At 73.7% G+C, this 19,788-nt stretch carries 23 protein-coding genes; 13 read left to right on the forward strand and 10 right to left on the reverse strand.

Annotated elements, in window-relative coordinates; genetic code table 11:
- Nucleotides 1-125 precede the first annotated feature (125 nt).
- From ACFW6P_RS21725 to ACFW6P_RS21745, 5 genes are all read right to left on the reverse strand, one after another.
- Nucleotides 126-623 carry a GAF domain-containing protein gene (locus ACFW6P_RS21725; protein WP_386356739.1) on the reverse strand — a complete coding sequence of 166 codons (498 nt, stop codon included), beginning with the start codon at nucleotides 621-623 and terminating at the stop codon, nucleotides 126-128.
- A gap of 30 nt (nucleotides 624-653) precedes the next feature.
- Nucleotides 654-986, reverse strand: a complete 333-nt coding sequence (locus ACFW6P_RS21730; protein ID WP_386356742.1) for a hypothetical protein — start codon at nucleotides 984-986, stop codon at nucleotides 654-656.
- A gap of 128 nt (nucleotides 987-1,114) precedes the next feature.
- Complete coding sequence (locus tag ACFW6P_RS21735) at nucleotides 1,115-1,393, reverse strand: DUF5133 domain-containing protein (protein WP_386356745.1); 279 nt, start codon at nucleotides 1,391-1,393, stop codon at nucleotides 1,115-1,117.
- A gap of 27 nt (nucleotides 1,394-1,420) precedes the next feature.
- Nucleotides 1,421-2,281, reverse strand: coding sequence for a SigB/SigF/SigG family RNA polymerase sigma factor (locus tag ACFW6P_RS21740; protein WP_386424392.1), 861 nt, complete (start codon nucleotides 2,279-2,281; stop codon nucleotides 1,421-1,423).
- Nucleotides 2,282-2,480: 199 nt separating this feature from the next.
- The gene (locus tag ACFW6P_RS21745) at nucleotides 2,481-2,915 is read right to left on the reverse strand and encodes an ATP-binding protein (RefSeq protein WP_386356751.1); all 435 of its coding nucleotides are present in this window, start codon (nucleotides 2,913-2,915) and stop codon (nucleotides 2,481-2,483) included.
- A gap of 267 nt (nucleotides 2,916-3,182) precedes the next feature.
- Between ACFW6P_RS21745 and ACFW6P_RS21750 the strand changes: the two genes are divergently transcribed.
- The gene (locus ACFW6P_RS21750) at nucleotides 3,183-3,404 is read left to right on the forward strand and encodes a hypothetical protein (protein WP_386356754.1); all 222 of its coding nucleotides are present in this window, start codon (nucleotides 3,183-3,185) and stop codon (nucleotides 3,402-3,404) included.
- 447 nt (nucleotides 3,405-3,851) lie between these two features.
- Nucleotides 3,852-4,307 carry a cyclic nucleotide-binding domain-containing protein gene (locus ACFW6P_RS21755; protein ID WP_386356757.1) on the forward strand — a complete coding sequence of 152 codons (456 nt, stop codon included), beginning with the start codon at nucleotides 3,852-3,854 and terminating at the stop codon, nucleotides 4,305-4,307.
- 68 nt (nucleotides 4,308-4,375) lie between these two features.
- On the opposite strand, the gene ACFW6P_RS21760 is transcribed toward ACFW6P_RS21755, so the two are convergent.
- The gene (locus ACFW6P_RS21760) at nucleotides 4,376-4,993 is read right to left on the reverse strand and encodes a LysE/ArgO family amino acid transporter (RefSeq protein ID WP_386356760.1); all 618 of its coding nucleotides are present in this window, start codon (nucleotides 4,991-4,993) and stop codon (nucleotides 4,376-4,378) included.
- 69 nt (nucleotides 4,994-5,062) lie between these two features.
- Here ACFW6P_RS21760 and ACFW6P_RS21765 point away from each other — a divergent pair, with 69 nt between their 5' ends.
- Complete coding sequence (locus ACFW6P_RS21765; protein WP_386356762.1) at nucleotides 5,063-5,959, forward strand: LysR family transcriptional regulator ArgP; 897 nt, start codon at nucleotides 5,063-5,065, stop codon at nucleotides 5,957-5,959.
- Here the strand turns inward: ACFW6P_RS21765 and ACFW6P_RS21770 are convergent.
- Nucleotides 5,948-6,670 carry a TetR/AcrR family transcriptional regulator gene (locus ACFW6P_RS21770; RefSeq protein ID WP_386356765.1) on the reverse strand — a complete coding sequence of 241 codons (723 nt, stop codon included), beginning with the start codon at nucleotides 6,668-6,670 and terminating at the stop codon, nucleotides 5,948-5,950. The genes ACFW6P_RS21765 and ACFW6P_RS21770 overlap by 12 nt on opposite strands.
- Before the next feature lie 138 nt (nucleotides 6,671-6,808).
- Between ACFW6P_RS21770 and ACFW6P_RS21775 the strand changes: the two genes are divergently transcribed.
- The 3 genes from ACFW6P_RS21775 to ACFW6P_RS21785 all read left to right on the forward strand — a co-directional run bounded on the left by ACFW6P_RS21775 (nucleotide 6,809) and on the right by ACFW6P_RS21785 (nucleotide 8,963).
- Nucleotides 6,809-8,026 carry a saccharopine dehydrogenase family protein gene (locus ACFW6P_RS21775; RefSeq protein ID WP_386356768.1) on the forward strand — a complete coding sequence of 406 codons (1,218 nt, stop codon included), beginning with the start codon at nucleotides 6,809-6,811 and terminating at the stop codon, nucleotides 8,024-8,026.
- A 102-nt stretch (nucleotides 8,027-8,128) separates the two neighbouring features.
- On the forward strand, nucleotides 8,129-8,380 hold the full coding sequence (locus ACFW6P_RS21780; RefSeq protein WP_386424395.1) for a WhiB family transcriptional regulator: 252 nt from the start codon (nucleotides 8,129-8,131) through the stop codon (nucleotides 8,378-8,380).
- A 232-nt stretch (nucleotides 8,381-8,612) separates the two neighbouring features.
- Entirely contained in the window at nucleotides 8,613-8,963 is a 351-nt protein-coding gene (locus ACFW6P_RS21785) for a DUF488 domain-containing protein (protein ID WP_386356782.1), read from the forward strand.
- A gap of 21 nt (nucleotides 8,964-8,984) precedes the next feature.
- Here ACFW6P_RS21785 and ACFW6P_RS21790 read toward each other — a convergent pair whose 3' ends face one another.
- Together ACFW6P_RS21790 and ACFW6P_RS21795 are read right to left on the reverse strand one after the other, a co-directional pair.
- Nucleotides 8,985-10,658: an FAD-binding dehydrogenase gene (locus ACFW6P_RS21790; RefSeq protein ID WP_386356785.1), complete on the reverse strand. Its 1,674-nt coding sequence runs from the start codon at nucleotides 10,656-10,658 to the stop codon at nucleotides 8,985-8,987.
- A 16-nt stretch (nucleotides 10,659-10,674) separates the two neighbouring features.
- The gene (locus tag ACFW6P_RS21795; protein WP_386356787.1) at nucleotides 10,675-11,346 is read right to left on the reverse strand and encodes a TetR/AcrR family transcriptional regulator; all 672 of its coding nucleotides are present in this window, start codon (nucleotides 11,344-11,346) and stop codon (nucleotides 10,675-10,677) included.
- A 91-nt stretch (nucleotides 11,347-11,437) separates the two neighbouring features.
- Here ACFW6P_RS21795 and ACFW6P_RS21800 point away from each other — a divergent pair, with 91 nt between their 5' ends.
- From ACFW6P_RS21800 to ACFW6P_RS21810, 3 genes are all read left to right on the forward strand, one after another.
- Entirely contained in the window at nucleotides 11,438-12,070 is a 633-nt protein-coding gene (locus tag ACFW6P_RS21800; protein ID WP_386356789.1) for an alpha-ketoglutarate-dependent dioxygenase AlkB, read from the forward strand.
- A gap of 163 nt (nucleotides 12,071-12,233) precedes the next feature.
- On the forward strand, nucleotides 12,234-12,938 hold the full coding sequence (locus ACFW6P_RS21805) for an MBL fold metallo-hydrolase (RefSeq protein WP_386356791.1): 705 nt from the start codon (nucleotides 12,234-12,236) through the stop codon (nucleotides 12,936-12,938).
- A gap of 41 nt (nucleotides 12,939-12,979) precedes the next feature.
- Entirely contained in the window at nucleotides 12,980-14,212 is a 1,233-nt protein-coding gene (locus ACFW6P_RS21810; protein WP_386356794.1) for a DUF4032 domain-containing protein, read from the forward strand.
- A 13-nt stretch (nucleotides 14,213-14,225) separates the two neighbouring features.
- On the opposite strand, the gene ACFW6P_RS21815 is transcribed toward ACFW6P_RS21810, so the two are convergent.
- Entirely contained in the window at nucleotides 14,226-15,107 is an 882-nt protein-coding gene (locus ACFW6P_RS21815; protein ID WP_386356797.1) for a universal stress protein, read from the reverse strand.
- Between the two features lie 61 nt (nucleotides 15,108-15,168).
- Between ACFW6P_RS21815 and ACFW6P_RS21820 the strand changes: the two genes are divergently transcribed.
- The 4 genes from ACFW6P_RS21820 to ACFW6P_RS21835 all read left to right on the forward strand — a co-directional run bounded on the left by ACFW6P_RS21820 (nucleotide 15,169) and on the right by ACFW6P_RS21835 (nucleotide 19,101).
- Nucleotides 15,169-15,522 (forward strand): VOC family protein, encoded by a 354-nt coding sequence (locus ACFW6P_RS21820; RefSeq protein WP_386356800.1) that lies wholly within the window; start codon nucleotides 15,169-15,171, stop codon nucleotides 15,520-15,522.
- 110 nt (nucleotides 15,523-15,632) lie between these two features.
- The gene (locus ACFW6P_RS21825; protein ID WP_386356803.1) at nucleotides 15,633-17,309 is read left to right on the forward strand and encodes an FAD-dependent oxidoreductase; all 1,677 of its coding nucleotides are present in this window, start codon (nucleotides 15,633-15,635) and stop codon (nucleotides 17,307-17,309) included.
- Complete coding sequence (locus ACFW6P_RS21830) at nucleotides 17,306-18,751, forward strand: ATP-binding protein (protein ID WP_386356806.1); 1,446 nt, start codon at nucleotides 17,306-17,308, stop codon at nucleotides 18,749-18,751. The genes ACFW6P_RS21825 and ACFW6P_RS21830 overlap by 4 nt, the downstream gene beginning before the upstream one ends.
- Entirely contained in the window at nucleotides 18,748-19,101 is a 354-nt protein-coding gene (locus tag ACFW6P_RS21835) for a UBP-type zinc finger domain-containing protein (RefSeq protein ID WP_386356809.1), read from the forward strand. The genes ACFW6P_RS21830 and ACFW6P_RS21835 overlap by 4 nt, the downstream gene beginning before the upstream one ends.
- The last annotated feature ends 687 nt before the right edge of the window (nucleotides 19,102-19,788 follow it).

The raw sequence follows: 19,788 nt of genomic DNA on the forward strand, positions 1-19,788 counted from the left end.
GGCTCTGCGGATGCCCCGGCTGGGCGGCCGCACACCCGGCGCGGAGCCCACGGACCTGGGGGTTCCGGTTGACGCGGGGGTCCGTCCGCCCGGCGCACGCGGGGACGAGGGCCGCTGAGCCTTCGTCAGGCGCGGCGCAGCAGCGGTCCGCTGCTCGCGCGGCCGAGGGCGTGCAGGTGCTCGGGGGCGTCGAGGACCACCGTGCGGTCGTGCCAGGTGAGCCGGCGGCCGGCCTGGCCGCCCACGGTGTCCAGGGCCTTGGTCTGGGCGGCCGTCAGTCCGTGCAGGGGCCTGGCCAGGTGGGCCGAGACCACCCCGATGGACAGCCCCGAACCGGTCGTGAGCGGGACGCTGTGACAGGCCCTGCTGCCCGCCGCGAGGATGGCCGCCCGGGCGGGTTCGCTGAACACCGGGTCGCTCTCCACGTCGTGGACGGTGACCTGGGAGACGTCCCGGGCGGCCTGCGCGCAGGACGTGCCGTCCTCGTCGACGAAGGCGAAGAAGTCGACGAAGTCGGCCATGAGCCCGGTGTGCCGCTCGATGCGCAGGCCGCCCCCGGCCGGGTCGGAGAGCTGGACGTTGCCCATGTCGGTACCGGCCACCGCGAGGGTGCTGCCGAGCACCGCCTTCAGGACCGCCCCGCGGCTGCCGGATCACGACCGGTGGGCCGCCGCGAAGGTGAGAGCGCGTTCCGGCCTCCGGACCCGGCGCGGGAACCACAGCGGCTCCCGGTGGTCGGGGCGCGGGACGCTGACCAGGGCCCCGGCCAGCGTCCGCACCTTGACGTCGTACCGCTGCGACGCCCGCTGCAGCAGGGCGAAGGCGCTCTCCGCGTCGGGCAGGGCATGAGCGGTCCCGCAGCATGCCCCGCGCCTGGGAGATCGGTGGGTACACACGGGCCGGGCCCGCAGGTCCCGCACCTGGGCGCGCAGTCGCTCCGGTGCGCCCTCGTCCTCGGCGGCCGGTTCCCGCCCCGCGATGGACATGAGACTTCGAGCTCCTCCGTGATGTGACGCGGTCCCTCGTGTGACGCGAGCGGGTCCGGCCGGCGGCTGCCGCCGGCCGGACCCCTGCTCCGCCTCGTCTTCCCCGCCGCCTCACGCGCAGACGCGGCTCAGGCGTTCCCCGTGGCCACCAAGGTCTGCTTCGCCAAAGGCTGCTCGGGGACCCGGGAAGCGGTCTCGCGGGCCGGTGCGGGTGCGTCCGCGAGCCACCGGTGAGCCGCCTCGAGGGCGCGCAGGACGTCCCGGGTGCCGGTCGACACGCACAGCGTGTACGCCAGGTCGCGTGCCCGCGGGCTCTCCTCGGCCGGTGCGGCACCGGCTTCGGCGGCCGAGAGCGCCTCGTATGCGTCGACGAGACGGCGCAGCACATCGGGATGGGGCCTCAGCATGTCGTTCGCTCCAAAGGGGTCGGGTGGTCAGGCCGTGGTGGAAGAGCCGCCGGTGCCCCGGGCGGTGCGCTGTCCCAGGACCTCGTCGCGCACGCGGGCGCAGCTGCGGGTGATGAGCCGGGAGACGTGCATCTGGGAGATGCCCAGCCGGTCGGCGATGCGGCTCTGGGTCATGTCCTCGAAGAAGCGCATGTAGAGGATGGCCCGTTCGCGTTCCGGCAGGCGGCGCAGGCCTTCCTTGGCGGACTCGCGGTCGACCACGGTGTCGTAGGACGAGTCGGCGCCGCCGAGGGTGTCCGCGAGGCTGTAGCCGTCGTCGTCGGCGGAGAGTTCGGCGTCCAGCGAGAGCGTGCTGAAGCTGTCCAGGGCCTCGAGTCCGGCGCCGACCTCTTCCTCGGTCAGGCCGGCGTGGGCGGCGATGGCGGCCACCGAGGGCTCGGGGCTGCCCGGGTTATGGGTGAGTTCCCGGCGCGCGACGCGCACCTTGTTGCGCAGTTCCTGCACGCGGCGGGGAACCCTCAGGGCCCACATGCGGTCCCGGAAATGGCGCTTGACCTCGCCGGTGATGGTGGGGACGGCGTAGCTCTCGAAGGCTCCCCGGCTCACGTCGAACCGGTCGACGGCCTTGACGAGGCCCAGGGCGGCCACCTGGCGGAGGTCCTCGATCGACTCGCCGCGGTCGCGGAAGCGGCCGGCGATGCGGTGAGCCATGGGCAGCCACAGCGTGACCAGTTCGTCGCGAACGGCTTCCCGCTCGGGTCCTTCCTCCAGTTCCGCCATGCGGGTGAAGAGGGCTGCGGTGTCGGGCGCGTCGTCGTGACGCCGCTTGGGGGCGGTGGTCGTCGGTGCGGGCGTGCCGGGACGGTGGGTGGGCGTATCGATGAGCATGCGGATTCGCTCCTGAACAGTGGTTTCAGGGATTGACCGCGGGAACGAGTCCGCCCGGATCGCCTGGAGGGCCTCCGGGGCGGATACACCGCTCCCGCTGGCGCGCCTCCGGTCCGAAGCACGAAACTGCGTCTGCCCTGCACGCGGTGGAGCAAACTCCACTTTGCGGAGCAATCTGCCGGGAACCGTGTGCCGGCCGTCAGACCAGGGGCACGAGGGCGGTGATGCACTTGCCGCCGGCGGGCAGGTCGGACACATGGAGGTCGCGGGCGAGACGGCAGACGATGGGCCAGCCGTGGCCACCGTGCCGGGTCCGGCCGTGCGCGTCGGCCGGCGGGGCGGTCACGGGGAGCCGGTCGCTGCGGTCGCTGACCGAGACCCGGACGCCGGGGCCGTCGATGTCGACGTGGAAGTCGGTGACGCCGCCGCCGTGCAGGATCGCGTTGGTCGTCAGCTCCGAGGCGACGAGCAGCGCGTCGGACAGGGCGTCCGCGTCGCACGGGGTGTGGGTGGCGCGGCAGCGTTCCGCCACGGCGCGTGCCACGGCCCGGCGGGCCTCCGCGGGCCGGCACGGTCGGGCCCGGTCCGCACCGGGCGGCTCGACGACGGACTCGATCATGTGCTCATCGCACATTCTTCAGCTCCCTGGTAGGTCGGGGACGGAAAGCCGGGTCCGGGTCACGTTCCGTGGTCGCCTGGGCGGGTATCCCCGGGCTCACGGACCTGCCGCTTGACGACCCGTCACAGCGTCCGGGGCACGCACCTCACGAGCGCCGGGGTCCTTCTCTGCGGCTGACCTCTCGCCGCACCCGCAAACCTCCGTGACCCCCTCGCCCCCGAATACCCCCGAACGGCCGTGAGCCGGTGCCATCTCCCCGCACTGCCGGGGTAGGCGACGTGCATGACCGATGTGGTGGATTCGGATGAACTGCTGCGGCGCATCCAGCGCGCGAGGGCCTGTGCGCTGCGGGAGGAGCGCGCGTGGCGGACCAGGAGCGAGGAACTGACGGCGACCGACCCTCAGGGAGCCCGGGACGCGACCGTGCGGCGGATGTCCTACGAGGCGGTGCTCATGGTGCTGGACGAGATCCTGACCCCGGGCAAACACACCGCGCGGAGCTGAGCGGGTGCGGCTGCCCCGGTCACGCGTTCTTCGATCCGGCCGAGGGCGTGCGGGTGGCCGGTGCCGGTGCATCCGACGGCGGGGCTGGAGGCGGGCAAGCACCCCCGGCCCCGCGGGTCCGGGGCTGGAGACGGTCCGGGCGCCCTCCGGGGGCGCCCGGTGAAGTGAAACGGGTCACGCGACCCGGTCTCGGTTACGCACTCGGCAACGGAATGGTTTACCGTTCATCCATACGTGGTGACGGAGTGGACCCCCGTCGTCCCGCACCACTCCGCCCTGGCTGGTTTCCCCCGTCCAGCCAGGGCTTTCTCATGCCCGGGGAAAGCTGCTCCCGCCGAGGTGCCCGGGGCCCCGCCAGCGGCTGGAATGGGCAGAGGGAAAGGCTCAGCACCGACCCCCAGCGCAGCAGGCAACGCACCGAAGTCGACGCCCGGCGAGGAGCTCCGCATGACCAAAGCGATCAAACTCCTGACCGCCCTGCCCCCTCCCCAGCGGCAGCGTCTGGTGACGCTGGCCCGGGAGGTGTCCTTCCCCGAGGACGCGCGGATCTTCGAGTCGGGCGGCGCGGCCGACCGCTTCTGGGTCATCCGTTCCGGCGCCGTCTCCCTGGACCAGCAGGTCAACTCCCTGCAGCGGGTGACGGTGGCCAGCCTCGGCGCCGGCGACCTGCTCGGCTGGTCCTGGCTGTTCCCGCCGTACACCTGGGACTTCGGCGCGGTGGCGTTCAGCCCCGTTCGGGCCTACGAGTTCGACGCCAAGGCCGTGCTGCGGCTGTGCGAGGAGGACACCGAGCTCGGGCTGATGCTGGTGCGCAACGTCGCCGAGGTGCTGGCCCACCGGCTGGAGATGACCCGGGGCAAACTGATGGAGCAGTACACGTTGCACCGCCGCGGGGTGCTGTGAGCCGTCGGAGCCGGTGAGCGCCGCGGAGCCGTTACAACGGCTGCCGGGGCCGGCGGTACGGGCCGGCGTCAGCTTCCGGTGAGGAGCGCGACGCCCAGGACGATCATGGTGGCGGCGACCAGGCCGTCCACGACCCGCCAGGCCGCGGGCCGGGCGAGAAACCGGCCGATCATCCGTGCGCCGAAGCCGAGGGCGGTGAACCAGCACAGGCTGGCCAGCACGGCACCGATCCCGAACGTCCACCGCAGCGGGCCGTGGCCGGCGGCGACGGAACCGAGCAGGAAGACGGTGTCGAGGTAGACGTGCGGGTTGAGCCAGGTCATCGCGAGGCAGGTGAGCACGGCCCTGCGGCGCGATCCGGCGGCCTCCCCCACCGCTCGCAGCCCGGCGCCGTCCGGACGGACGACCCGGCGGGCGGCCAGGGCGCCGTAGCACAGCAGGAAGACGCCGCCGATCCAGCCGACCGCCGTCAGCGCGCCCGGCCAGGACACCACCGCCGCGCCGACCCCGCCCACCCCGAGGGCGATGAGAAGGGCGTCGGACAGGGCGCAGATGCCGACGACGGCGAGGACGGCCTGCCGACGGACGCCCTGGCGCAGGACGAAGGCGTTCTGAGCGCCGATGGCGACGATCAGGGACAGGCCGGTGCCGAAACCCGCGGCCGCGGCGGTGAGGGTGCTGGTCATGTCCTTGACGCTACGGAGAGGGCAGAATCGGGTCCAGCTAATGTTTCTTACGTATCCTCAGCAGACGTGATGTCGACCGATCTCCCGCTGGACCAGGTGCGGACCCTGCTGGCCGTCGTGGACGAGGGCACCTTCGACGCCGCGGCCGCCGCGCTGCACGTGACGCCGTCGGCGATCAGCCAGCGGGTGAAGGCGCTGGAGCAGCGCACGGGGCGGGTGCTGCTGATGCGCACCAAACCGGTGCGGCCGACCGAGTCGGGCGAGGTGCTGGTGCGGCTGGCCCGCCAGATGGCCCGGCTGGAGCACGACGCCTGCGCGGAGCTCGGGCTGAGCGGCCGCGAGCCGACCCGGGTGGCGGTGGCGGTGAACGCGGACTCACTGGCCACCTGGTTCCTGCGGGCGCTCACCCTCGTGCCGGAGGAGCTGCGGGTCTGCTTCGAGCTGCGCCGCGAGGACGAGGACCACACGGCGGCGCTGCTGCGGGAGGGCGCGGTGATGGCGGCGGTGACCTCGTCGCCGGACCCCGTGCCGGGCTGCTCGGTCCGCTCGCTCGGGCGGATGCGCTACCTCCCGGTCGCCGCGCCGGAGTTCGCCGCGCGCCGGCTCGGTGGCCACCCGGAGGAGACGCTGCGGGAGGTGCCCGTGGTGACCTTCGACCGGCGGGACGACCTCCAGGACGGTTTCGTGCGCCGGCTGACGCGGGGGCGCAGCGGCGCGAGCGCGCTGCGGCACTACGTGCCGACCTCGGAGGGTTTCGTGGAGGCCGTCGCCCTCGGGCTGGGCTGGGGTCTGGTGCCCGAGGCGCAGGCGGAACCGCTGCTGCGCGACGGCCGGCTCGTCGCCTTCACCGGGGACCGGGTGACCGACGTGCCGCTGTACTGGCAGCAGTGGAGGCTCGATTCCCCCGCGGTGGCGCGGGTGGCGGAGGCGGTCGCGGCGGCGGCAGCCGGGGCGCTAAGGTCCTGATGCGGGGCCACGGACGCCCTCCAGCCGGGCCGCGGCGCTGTCCAGCAGCATCTCCAGGGCCGTCGGATAGGCGCTGGTGAGCATGCGGGTGGCGAGCAGCGGGGCCGCCTCGGCGATCCGGGGGTGGGTGGCGGCGGGCAGGCGGGCGTAGGTCGAGCGCCACATCTCCTCGTCGGCGTGCAGCGAGGCGCTGGGCAGGGCCAGAAAAGCGGCGTCGAGCGCGGCGAGACCGAGCGTGGTGTCGATGAAGGCCTGGTAGACGCGTACCGCGTCCGGCAGGGGGAAACCCGCGGTGCGCAGGACGTCCAGGACGGCCTCGTCGGCGGCGAGCTCGTTGGCCCGGCCCGAGACCCGGCCCGCGGTGAGCACCGCCGCCTGCGGATGCTCCACGTAGGCGGCGTGGACGCGCAGCCCGAACGAGCGCAGGTCCTCACGCCAGCGGCCGGTGCGCCGCCAGCCGTCCAGGGCCTGGCCGATGAGGGCGTCGCCGATGGCCAGCGTCAGGTCGTCCATACCCCGGAAGTACCGGTACAGCGTGCTCGGATCGGCGTCCAGGGCGAGACCGAGCCGGCGCGCGGTCAGGCCGGCGCTGCCGTGCTCGCGCAGCACGCGCAGCGCCGTCTCGACGATCAGCCGCTCGGACAGCACGGTGCCGCTCTTGGTGGGCCTGCGCCGCCGGCGCTTCTCCTCGGGCACCACGGGCTTGGGCACGGCTGCTCCCTCCGGGGGTTCGTGCCGGGGCCCGGGCGGCCTGCGACCTTATGCCAACGCCATTGACCTTATGGCACAGGGCCGCGTTGTATCGCGGCAAGGGCTCGTCACGTTCTTCGCGAAGAGGGAGTTTCTGTCATGCGTGTACTGCTCGTGGGTGCCGGTGGCGTGGGCGGCGCGATCACCCGGATCGCGGCCCGGCGGCCGTTCTTCGAGGCGATGGTGGTGGCCGACTACGACGGCGGCCGGGCCGACGCGGCGGTCGCGGCGCTCGGCGGTGACGCCCGGTTCACCGCGGCGCGCGTGGACGCGGGCGACGAGGAGGCCGTCGCCCGGCTGCTGGCGGGCCACGGCTGCGACGTCCTGCTGAACGCCACGGACCCTCGGTTCGTGATGCCCCTGTTCCGCGCGGCCCGCGCCGCGGGCGCCACGTATCTCGACCTGGCGATGTCGCTGTCCCGCCCGCACGCGGAGCGGCCGTACCGGGAGTGCGGGGTCAAGCTCGGCGACGAACAGTTCGAGCAGGCGGCCGACTGGGAGAAGGAGGGGCTGCTGGCCCTCGTCGGCATGGGCGTGGAACCGGGTCTGTCGGACGTCTTCGCGCGTCACGCGGCGGACGAACTCTTCGACGAGATCGAGGAGATCGGCATCCGCGACGGCGCGAACCTCACCGTCGAAGGCTACGGCTTCGCGCCGTCGTTCAGCATCTGGACCACCATCGAGGAGTGCCTCAACCCGCCGGTGGTCTACGAGCGCGGCCGCGGCTGGTTCACCACCGAACCCTTCAGCGAGCCCGAGGTGTTCGACTTCCCCGAGGGCATCGGCCCGGTCGAGTGCGTGAATGTGGAGCACGAGGAGGTGCTCCTCGTGCCGCGCTGGGTCGGCGCGCGCCGGGTCACCTTCAAGTACGGGCTGGGCCGGGAGTTCGTCGAGACGCTGAAGACGCTGCACCTGCTGGGCCTCGACCGCACGGCACCCGTGACCGTCCCCGGGCCGGACGGGCCGGTGGCCGTGTCGCCCCGGGACGTCGTCGCCGCGTGCCTGCCCGACCCGGCGACGCTGGGCGAGCGGATGCACGGCAAGACCTGCGCGGGCACGTGGGTGCGGGGCGTGAAGGACGGCACGCCGCGCGAGGTGTACCTGTACCACGTGGTCGACAACCAGTGGTCCATGGCCGAGTACGGCTCCCAGGCCGTGGTGTGGCAGACGGCCGTCAACCCGGTCGTCGCGCTCGAACTCCTCGCCACGGGCGCCTGGTCGGGCACCGGCGTGCTCGGCCCCGAGGCCTTCCCGGCCCGCCCCTTCCTGGACCTGCTGACGGACTACGGCTCCCCCTGGGGCATGCGCGAGCAGTGAACGTTGCCGGGAAAGGCGCTGTTTCACCCCGCATCGACAGGTGACCCGAAGAGGAGCAAGCCTCCGAAAGAGCACATGTCTATTGCGATACAGGTGACTTCGATGGACAACTGGCGAGACCAGGCCGCCTGCCGGCACGAGGACCCCGAACTCTTCTTCCCGATCGGCACCTCCGGCCCGGCCCTGCTGCAGACCGAGCAGGCCAAGGCGGTGTGCCGGCGCTGCCCCGTACAGGAGCGGTGCCTGCAATGGGCCCTGGACACGGGGCAGTCCATCGGCGTGTGGGGCGGGACCGGCGAGGACGAACGGCGTGCGCTGAAGCGCCGGACCGCCGCCCGGCGCCGCTCCGCCTGACGCCGGCTCCGCCCCTCCGCCCCTCCCCGGGTCCGGCGTCCCCGCCTTCTCCCCTGGGGGTCGGGGGGCACGACCGGCAGCGTCCGGTGCGCTCATGGCATGACCTCCTCTCCCGTCGTGGCCGGGCGGACGGACCACCCGCCCGGCGGGAGCGGAACCGGACGGACGCGCCGATCACCGCGGTGACGGTTAGGCTCGCGGCATGTCCGTCCGTTCCCGAGAGGGGCCGACCATGAGCGTTCGCGTCCGCCGTGTCTACGATCCGCCCGAGCCGGAGGACGGCGTGCGCGTGCTCGCCGACCGGCTGTGGCCGCGCGGTCTGGCGAAGGACGCGGCGCGGGTCGACGAATGGCCGAAGGAGCTGACCCCGTCGACGCAGCTGCGCCGCTGGTACCACGCGGGTGAGGGCTCCTACGAGGAGTTCGCCGAGCGGTACGAGGCGGAACTCGCCGCGGGCGGGGCGGCCGAGGCCCTCGACCGTCTGCGGGACCTGGTCCGCGAGGGCGACGTGACGCTGCTGACCGCCTCGAAGACGCCGGAGCGCAGCCACGCCGCGGTGCTGGTCCGGCTCGTCCGGGACTGAGTTTCCTCCGGGAGCCGGGGGTCAGGCGGTCTGCAGCGCCGCCGCCCGGCCCGCCGCACGGCCGGAGAAGAGGCAGCCGCCGAGGAAGGTGCCTTCGAGGGCGTTGTAGCCGTGCACTCCTCCGCCGCCGAAGCCCGCGACCTCCCCGGCCGCGTACAGCCCCTCGACCGGCCGGCCGTCGGTGCCCAGGGCGCGGGAGTCGAGGTCGGTCTGGATGCCTCCGAGGGTCTTGCGGGTGAGGATGTGCAGCTTGACGCCGATGAGGGGGCCGGCCGCGGGGTCGAGCAGGCGGTGCGGGGCGGCGACCCGGCCGAGGCGGTCGCCGATGTAGCGCCGGGCGTTGCGGATGCCCTGCACCTGGGCGTCCTTGGCGTAGGGGTTGGCCGTCTGGAGGTCGCGGGCCTCGATCTGCCGCTTGATCCCGGCCGCGTCGAGGAGCGGCTCGTCGGTGAGCTCGTTCATCTTCGCGACGAGCTGCTCGATGCCGGAGGCGGTCACGAAGTCGGCGCCCTTGCGCAGGAACGCGCCGACGGGTGCGGGCGCCCCCTTGCCGAGGATGCGTTCCTTGACGAAGCCGGCGCGGTCCTTGGCCGTGATGTCGGGATTCTGCTCGGAGCCCGACAGCGCGAACTCCTTCTCGATGATCTTCTGGGTGAGGATGAACCAGGAGTGGTCGTACCCGGCGATGTCCTCGGTGGTGCGCAGGTGCTTCAGGGTGCCGAGGGTGTCGTAGCCGGGCAGGTACGGCGAGGGCAGGCGGCGGCCGAGGGCGTCGAACCACATCGAGGACGGTCCGGGCAGGATGCGGATGCCGTGGCCGGGCCAGATCGGGTCCCAGTTGCGCAGGCCCTCGGTGTAGTGCCACATGCGGTCGCGGTTGACCAGGCGGACGCCGGCCTCGGCGCTGATGTCGAGCATCCGCCCGTCGACGTAGGCGGGGACGCCGGTGACCATCTCGCGCGGCGGGGTGCCGAGGCGCTCGGGCCAGTGGCGGCGGACGATGTCGTGGTTCGCGCCGATGCCGCCGCTGGTGACGATCACGGCCTGGGCGGTCAGTTCGAACTCCCCGGCCGCCTCGCGGCTGGAGGCGACGCCGCGGGGTGAGGGGTCCTCTGCGAGGACCGTGCCGCGCACGCCCCGGGCGGTGCCGCCCTCGACGACGAGGGCGTCGACGCGGTGGCGGTGGTGGAAGGTGAGCAGTCCGTCGCGGGCGGCCTGCCGGGCGTGACGGACGAAGGGTTCGACGACGCCGGTGCCGGTGCCCCAGGCGATGTGGAAGCGGGGCACGGAGTTGCCGTGCCCGTGCGCGGTGAGGTCGCCGCGCTCGGCCCAGCCGACGGTGGGCAGGAAGGTGATGCCGTGCCCGTCGAGCCAGGACCGCTTCTCCCCCGCGGCCCACTCGACATAGGCGCGGGCCCAGCGCACGGCCCAGGAGTCCTCGTCGTCCAGCCGGTCGAAGCCGGCGCTGCCCCGCCAGTCGCTCCAGGCGAGGTCGAAGGAGTCCTTGATGCCCAGGCGCCGCTGCTCCGGGGAGCCGACGAGGAAGAGCCCGCCGAGGGACCAGAAGGCCTGGCCGCCGAGGTTGGCGGCGTTCTCCTGGTCGACGAGGGCCACCCTGCGGCCCCTGCCGGTCAGTTCGTGTGCGGCGACCAGGCCTGCGAGGCCCGCTCCGACGACGATGACGTCGGCGTCCATGGCGACCGTCCTTTCCTCAGTGCCTCGTGTGACCGGGGGTGCCGCTGCCGTCGGTCAGCAGGGCCGTGAGCAGCTGCTTCAGCCAGGCGCGGGCGTGGTCCACGTCCCGGTCCAGCAGAAGTTGCGTGGTGACGCCGTCGTAGGCCGCGACCACGGCGTGCGCGGCGCCGTCGGCGTCGCCGAGGACGGCGGGCAGGGCGGTGTCCCCGCGAGCGCGGGCCAGCCGGTCGGCGACGGCCTGGCGCAGCCGCGCGCGGTGTTCGAGCAGGGTGCGGGCCACCTCGGGATCGCGGGCGGCGTGCACGAGGAAGTCCGTCTTCACCAGCAGCCAGTCCCGGTCCAGGAGCAGCACCTCGGTGACGCGGTCCACGGCTGCGGGCACGTCGAGGTCGGGCCCGTCGAGGGCGAGCGCTCCCGAGACCTGTGCGGCGATCACGTCGGCCCGGTCGCGGTAGAGGGCGAAGAACAGCTCGTCGAGGCTGGAGAAGTTGGAGTAGAAGGCGCCCCGGCTGTATCCGGCGGCCTCGCAGATCTCCTCGATCGAGACGCGCCCGAAGCCCTTGGCGGCGAACACCGAGAACGCGGCGTCCAGGAGGTGGGCGCGGGTGCGGACGCGGCGCCTGGTCACGCGTCCGGTCGGGTCCGGCACGGTCGGCCTCCTTTCGATACGGCAATGTATGCGGTACATCGATGTATCGGAAGACCGCTCGCGGCGCGGGCGCGGTAGCCGGGACACGGCGACATGGAACACCCATTCGATTAATGGGTACGCTGGACGCATGGCCAGGCACCACCTCCAGGGTTCCCTCTTCGACCAGGCGGACGAACTTCGCCTCGGCCGCCTCGACGGGATCCGCCGCACCGAGCTCGGCTTCGGGGCGTGGCTCGACGTCCTGCCCGGATGGCTCGGCGGCTCCGACGCGCTGTTCGAACAGCTGGCCGCCGAGGTGCCGTGGCGGGCCGAGCGGCGCCAGATGTACGACCACGTCGTCGCCGTGCCCCGGCTTCTCGCTCACTACGGCGCCGGCGACCCGCTGCCGCACCCCGTGCTGACCGAGGCGCGCGACGCGCTCAGCGCCCACTACGGCGGCGAGCTCGGCGAGCCCTTCACGACGGCCGGGCTGTGCTACTACCGCGACGGCCGGGACAGCGTGGCCTGGCACGGCGACCGGATCGGCCGGGGAGCGCGCGAGGACACGATGGTCGCCATCCTGTCGGTGGGAGCGCCCCGCGACCTGCTGCTGCGGCCGATGCGCGGCGGCCGCGAGACCGTGCGTCGGCCGCTGGGCCACGGCGACCTCGTCGTGATGGGCGGCTCGTGCCAGCGCACCTGGGAGCACTCGGTCCCCAAGAGCACCCGCGCGACCGGGCCGCGCATCAGCATCCAGTTCCGCCCGCACGGGGTGCGCTGAGCCGCCCCGAACGGCCGCACCGGCCCGGGAGGTTGTGACCACCCGGCGATTCCGCCCCGGGCCGGGCCCTGCTTACCTTCTCCTGTCGGGACAGGACGAGAGCAGACGGCGCGGGGCGGACAGGCGGGCAGACGTACGGCACGTCGCGGACGGCACCTCCCCGGTGCACGGCTCGAACACCAACTGGGTGATCCTCACCGAGGGCGACGCCGTCACCCTGGTCGACACCGGCTATCCCGGCGACCGGGCGCGGCTCCTCGCCTCACTCGCGCAGGTGGGCAGCTCCCCGGAGGCCGTCGCGGCCGTGCTCGTCACGCACGCGCACAACGACCACCTGGGCTCCGCGGAGTACCTGCGCGCCGCGCACGGCACGCCCGTGTACCTGCACCAGGCCGAAGTGCCGCACGCGCGCCGGGACTTCCCGCACCAGGTGTCCGTCGGGACCGTGCTGCGCAACGCCTGGCGGTCCGGGGTGCTGCCGTGGGCGGTGCACGCGCTGCGGTCCGGCGGCACGGCCCACGTCCCGGTCACGGTCCCCGAGGCGTTCCCGGCACCCGGGGCCCTGGACCTGCCCGGGCGGCCCGTGCCGGTGCGCACCCCGGGCCACACCGACGGCCACTGCGCCTACCACCTGCCCGGCGCGGGCGTGGTGATCTCCGGTGACGCCCTGGTCAGCGGACACCCCACCGCACGGACCGGGGGACCGCAGCTGCTGCCGGACCTGGTCCACCACGAGCGCCCGCGCGCCGTGGCCTGCCTGGACGTCCTCGCGGAGCTGGACGGCGACCTGCTGCTGCCCGGCCACGGGCCGGTGCACCGGGGACCGGTGAGGGACGCCGCACACCGGGCCCGGGAGTTCGCCCTCTAGAGTGAGGCGACGATCGGCGGCGAGACAAGGACACCCGGCGCATGGCACTGCAGATCAGCGCGACGAACCCGGAGCATCCCGCGCTCCTGCTGGAGCTGCCGTGGGACGTGCCGCTGGAGGAGTGGCCGGAGGAGTACCTCGTCCCGCTGCCGCGCGGCATCTCCCGGCACGTGGTGCGCTACTCCCGCGCCGGTGACGAGGTGATCGCCGTCAAGGAGCTCGCCGAGCGCCCCGCGCTGCGCGAGTACGAGCTGCTGCGCGACCTGGACCGGCTCGGCATCCCGGCGGTCGACCCGCTGGCCGTGGTCACCGGCCGGCTCGACGCCGACGGCGCCCCCCTGGAGAGCGTCCTGGTCACCCGGCACCTGGGCGGCTCGATGCCGTACCGCTCGATGTTCGAGACGACCATGCGCCCGGCCACCATGCACCGGCTGATGGACGCCCTAGCCGTGCTCCTGGTGCGGCTGCACCTGGCCGGCTTCGCGTGGGGCGACTGCTCGCTGTCCAACACCCTCTTCCGGCGCGACGCCGGCGCCTACGCGGCCTACCTCGTGGACGCCGAGACCGGTGACCTGCATCCCCAGCTCAGCGTCGGGCAGCGCGAGTACGACCTCGACCTCGCCCGGGTCAACATCAGCGGGGAGCTGCTGGACCTGGAGGCGTCCGGGGCGCTGCACCCGTCCGTGGACCCCATCGAGTTCGGCATGGAGATCTGCGCCCGCTACGGCGGCCTGTGGGAGGAGCTGACGCGGACCTCGGTGTACCCGGCGGGCAAGTACCACTGCATAGAACGCCGCATCCGCCGCCTGAACGACCTCGGTTTCGACGTCGCCGAGATGCAGATCGAGCACGCCGCGCACGGGGACACGGTCAGTTTCGTGCCCAAGGTCGTCGACGCCGGCCACCACCAGCGGCAACTGCTGCGGCTGACCGGTCTGGACACCGAGGAGAACCAGGCCCGGCGGCTGCTGAACGACCTGGAGAGCTGGATGGCCACCCAGGACGACTACGCCCCCGGCGATCCCCTCGGAGCCCGTCCCGAAGTTCTCGCCCACCGCTGGGTCCGGGAGGTCTTCCGTCCGACCGTGCGTGCCGTCCCGCCCGAACGGCGCGGCGCGATGGACCCGGCGGAGATCTACCACCAGCTCCTCGAACACCGCTGGTACCTCTCCGAGCGGGCCCAGCACGACATCGGCCTGGACCAGGCGGTCGAGGACTACCTCACCACCATCCTCCCCAAGGCCAGCAGCACGCTGCAGCCGACGGCGGAGTGAGCCCCCGCCCGCGTCACGTGTGCGGGACCACCGCCACCGGGCAGTCCGCGTGGTGCAGCACCCCGTGGGCCACCGAGCCGATCCGGGCGCCGACGGCCGTGCGGTGCGCGCGGCGGCCGACGACCATCAGCTGGGCCGTCCCCGCCACCGACAGCAGCACCTGGCCGGCGCTGCCCATCTCCACGTGCTCGACCACCGGCACCTCGGGGAAGCGCCGGCGCCAGGGCCGGACCGCGGCGGCCAGGGCCTTCTTCTCGTACGGCTCCAGTCCCCCGGCCTCGTCGAGCAGCTTCAGGGAGCCGGGGCTGTAGGCGAACACGGGCGGCAGGGTCCAGGCCCGGACGACCCGGACGGTCGCCCCGCGGGCCGATGCCGCCTCGAACGCGAAGCGGAGCGCGTCGGCGCTGTCCCCCGGCTCGCCCTGCTGCCCCACGACGACCTCCCGCCCGGCCGCCTCCCCCGAGGCCTCGTCGCCGGCCCGGACCAGCACCACCGGCCGGGTCGCCTCGGCGACGACCTGCTGGCCGACCGAGCCGAGCAGGAACCCGACGATCCGCCCGTGCCCGCGCGAGCCGAGCACCAGCAGCTCGGCGTCGGCCGCGGCGGCCAGCAGGGCGGCGGGGGCCTCCCCCTCCACGACGTCCGTGGTCACCTCCAGGCCCGGGTGCCGTTCGGTGACGGTGGCGACGGCCTCGGTCACGGCGCTGTGCACCCACTCGGCCTGACTGTCCGCGTCCCCCTCGATCCCCGCTTCGAGCACCTCCTGCGGCTGGAAGCGCCAGGCGTGCACCACCTTCAGCGCCGTCCCGCGCCGCACCGCCTCCCGCGCCGCCCAGGCGAGGGCCGCGAGGCTCTCCTGCGATCCGTCGACCCCTGCGGTGATCGGGCCTGTCATCCCGGTGCCTCCTTGTGAAAACGCGACTGCGACGATGATCGGTCTTCACTATCCTTCCCGCATGTCTTTGCAGTGGGAGCAGGTCATGGTGGACTCGGCCGACCCCGAGGCCCTCGGCCGGTGGTGGGCCGAGGCGCTGGGCTGGACCGTGGTGAACGACGAACCCGACGAGTTCGAGATCCGGCCCGCCCCGGACCGGCTGCCGGGGCTGCTCTTCACCTCGGTGCCGGAGCGCAAGACGATCAAGAACCGTCTCCACCTCGACTTCCGGCCCGACGACCAGGAGGCCGAGGTGGCCCGCCTGCTCGCGCTGGGCGCGCGGCACGCCGACATCGGCCAGGGCGAGCAGCCGTGGGTGACGCTCGCCGATCCGGAGGGCAACGAGTTCTGCGTCCTCGGGCCCCGCCGCGGCTGATCCCTGACCGGGGCACGGCGGGCACGCCGATCGAACATACGATGGGCACAGGTCGGCGCGGCGCCCCCGGGCACCGCGCCGTGAGTCGACCGCCCGGTATGGGGGGACGTATGGCACAGGCCGCCGACGCGGCGCGGAGCGTCATCATGACCGTGGACGACGACCCGGGCGTCTCCCGGGCCGTCGCCCGCGACCTGAGGCGGCGCTACGGAGCGTCGTACCGGATCGTGCGGGCGGAGTCCGGGGCGTCCGCGCTGGAGGCGCTGCGGGAGCTGAAGCTCCGCGGCGACCTCGTGGCGGTGATCCTGGCGGACTACCGGATGCCCGGGATGAACGGCATCGAGTTCCTCGAACAGGCCCTGGACGTCTTCCCGGGCGCTCGGCGCGTGCTGCTGACGGCGTACGCGGACACGAACGCGGCGATCGACGCGATCAACGTCGTCGACCTCGACCACTACCTGCTCAAGCCGTGGGACCCGCCCGAGGAGAAGCTGTACCCGGTCCTCGACGACCTGCTGCGGGCCTGGCGCGCCGGCGACCACCGGCCCGTGCCCGCGACGAAGGTCGTCGGGCACCGCTGGTCGGCACGCTCCTCGGAGGTACGGGAGTTCCTGGCCCGCAACCAGGTGCCCTACCGCTGGTACTCCGCCGACGAACCGGAGGGGCGGCGGCTGCTGGCCGCGGCCGGGCAGGACGGGCAGCGGCTGCCGGTGGTCATCACTCCGGACGGGACGCCCCTGGTCGAGCCGGAGGCCGTGGAGCTCGCCGCCCGGGTCGGCCTGGCGACGACCCCGGCGGCCGACTTCTACGACCTGGTCGTCATCGGCGGCGGCCCGGCCGGGCTCGGCGCGGCGGTCTACGGCGCCTCCGAGGGGCTGCGGACCGTGCTGGTGGAGCGGTCGGCGACCGGCGGGCAGGCCGGGCAGAGCTCCCGGATCGAGAACTACCTGGGCTTCCCCGACGGCGTCTCGGGCGGGCAGCTCACCGACCGGGCGCGGCGGCAGGCGGCGAAGTTCGGCGCGGAGATCCTCACCGCGCGTGAGGTGACGGCCCTGGAGGCCAACGGCGCCGCGCGGATCGTCCGCTTCTCCGACGGCTCGGCGGTCGCGGCGCACAGCGTGATCCTCGCGACCGGCGTCTCCTACCGGCAGCTGGCCGCGCCCGGCTGCGCGGACCTGACCGGGTGCGGGGTCTACTACGGCTCGGCCCTCACGCAGGCCCCCTCCTGCGAGGGGCAGGACGTGTACGTCGTGGGCGGCGCCAACTCCGCGGGGCAGGCGGCGATGTACCTGTCCCGGGGCGCCAAGTCGGTGACGCTGCTGGTGCGGGGCGAGTCGCTGGCGGCGTCGATGTCGCACTACCTGATCCAGCAGATCGAGGAGTCCCCCGCCATCCGGGTGCGCACCCGCACGGTCGTCGAGGAGGCGCACGGCGACGGCCGCCTGGAGCGGCTGACCCTGCGGGACCTGGACAGCGGCGAGAGGGAGGAGGTCGACGCGCAGTGGATGTTCGTGTTCATCGGCGCGGCCCCGCTGACGGACTGGCTGGACGGCACGGTGCTGCGCGACGGGCGCGGCTTCATCCTCGCCGGGCCCGACCTGACCCCCGACGGCCGTCCGCCCGAGGGCTGGGAGCTGGACCGGCCGCCGTACCACCTGGAGACCAATGTGCCCGGCGTGTTCGTGGCGGGTGACGCCCGCTCCGAGTCGGCCAAGCGCGTCGCGTCCGCCGTCGGAGAGGGAGCCATGGCCGTGATGCTCGTCCACCGCTACCTGGAGCAGTCGTGAGCGGGCAGCCGATGCCCTGCGACGCCCGGGAGGTCGGGGCGCTGTTCCTCTTCGAGGGCCTCACGGCCGAGCAGCTCGGCACGCTGTGCGCCGCGGGACGCGTGGAGCGGTTCGAGCCGGGGCCCGTGTACGCCGAGGGCGACCCGGCCACCTGTTTCTACGTGATGCTGGAGGGCACCGTCGTGCTGTACCGCCGGGTCGGCGGGGACGACGTGGAGGTGACCCGGACCTCCCAGCGGGGCGTGTACGCCGGGGCCATGCAGGCCTACCTGGGAGACCGGGTGCGGCAGGTCTACACCAACTCCCTGCGCGTCACCGAGCCGACGCGGTTCTTCGTGCTCCCCGCCGACACGTTCGCACGGATCATGCGCGAGTGGTTCCCGATGGCGGTGCACCTGCTGGAAGGGCTGTTCTTCGGGTCCGCGAACACCCAGCGGATGATCGGCCAGCGCGAACGGCTGCTGGCGCTGGGCTCGCTGTCCGCGGGCCTGACGCACGAGCTCAACAACCCGGCCGCGGCGGCCGTCCGGGCGACCGCGGCGCTGCGGGAGCGGGTCGGCAGGATGCGCCACAAGCTGGCGGTCATCGCGCAGGGCCCCTACTCCCCCGAGGTCATGGCCCGCCTCATCGAACTGCAGGAACGCACCGCCGAGCGCGTCGCCAAAACACCCTCGCTCAGCCCGCTGGAGGCCTCCGACCGGGAGGACGCGCTCACCGACTGGCTCGACGGCCACGGCATCCGGGACGGCTGGCTCGTCGCGCCCACCTTCGTCCAGGCCGGACTCGACGCGGACTGGCTGGACCAGGTCGCGGCGGCGGTGGACGAGGAGATCCTGCCGAGCGCGATCGGCTGGCTCAACTACACCGTCGAGACCGAGCTGCTGATGGACGAGATCAGCGACTCGACCACGCGCATCTCGCACCTGGTGGACGCGGCCAAGCAGTACGCGCAGCTGGACCGGGCGCCCTTCCGGAACGCCGACGTGCACGAACTGCTCGACAGCACGCTGGTCATGCTGTCGGGCAAGATCGGCCAGGAGATCGAGGTCGTGAAGGACTACGACCGCACCCTGCCGAGGATCCCGGCGTACCCGGCGGAGCTCAACCAGGTCTGGACGAACCTGATCGACAACGCGGTCTCCGCGATGCGCAGCGCGGGCGGCCGGGGGACGCTGACCGTGCGGACGGCGCGGCGGGACGACCGGCTGCTGGTGGAGTTCCGGGACACGGGCGTCGGCATCCCGGCGGACGACCGGGGGCGGATCTTCGATCCGTTCTTCACCACGAAACCGGTGGGCGAGGGGACGGGACTGGGACTCGACATCTCCTGGCGGATCGTGGTGGACAAGCACCACGGCGGCATCCAGGTGGAGTCGGAGCCGGGGGACACACGTTTCCAGGTGCTGCTGCCGCTGACGACGGTGGAGGAGGAATCGGCATGAGTGCGGAGAACGGCATCGACCCGGGCGCGCCGCCGAGCGGCGACGGGTGCGCGCAGTGCGAGCGGGACGGGGGCTGGTGGTTCCACCTGCGGCGGTGTGCGCGCTGCGGGCACGTCGGGTGCTGCGACAGTTCCCCGGCCCGGCACGCGACGGCGCACTTCCGGGAGACCGGGCACCCTCTGGTGCAGAGCTTCGAGCCGGGTGAGGACTGGTACTGGGACTACGCGGCGAACCAGTTGTACGAATCCGGGCCCGAGCTGGCCCCGCCGGTGAGCCACCCCGCGGACCAGCCGGCTCCGGGACCCGCGGGGCGGGTGCCCGTGGACTGGGCCCGGGTGCTGCGGGCCTGACGGCCCGGGCCGGGGCCTGTGGGCCCCACCGTCGCGCGGTCCGCCGCGCCCTGAACGAGAAGGGTGGTCCCGTGCCGCAGGCTTCGTCGCGCACTCCCCTGGTGGGGCGGGACGCCGAACTGGCGCGCCTGTCCCGGGTGCTGGAGCGGGCGCGCGCGGGTTGAGCCCCGTGCGGTGCTGCCCGCCGGGGACGCCGGGGTCGGCAAGACGCGCGGTGGCCGACGCGGCCGCCGGGCTGCGGCGGGCCGGAGACGGGGCGGGGCCCGCCGCTGGACGGAGACGGCGGCGGCCGGGACGCGGCCGGGCAGCGGGTCGCTGTGGACGATGCCGCCCGGGGGGACGGTGACGGAGCGCGCCCCCTCGACGGTCAGGCGGCGGTTGCTGCCGGGGACCAGAGCGGCTCCCTCCCGCTGGCGGCCCGCGCGGACGTCGCCGAAGGTCACCGGCCGGTCGCCGTGGGCGTTGGACAGGCGCACCCTGAGGCGGCTGCCGCCGACGCTCGTGCGGACGATCAGCCGGTAGCTGCGGTCGCCGGCCGCCTCGCCGACGCGGCTCGCGGAGGAGGCCCAGGTGACCACGCCGTACCCGCCACCGCTCGGCGCGCCGGACGGCGGGGCCGGCCGGGCGACCCGGGACGGGGCGCCGGTCCCGCAGCCCAGTGCGACGCACGTGGACAGGGCCGCCAGG

The sequence above is a fragment of the Streptomyces sp. NPDC058741 genome, assembly GCF_042746715.1.
In the GTDB taxonomy this organism is placed as follows: Bacteria; Actinomycetota; Actinomycetes; order Streptomycetales; family Streptomycetaceae; genus Streptomyces.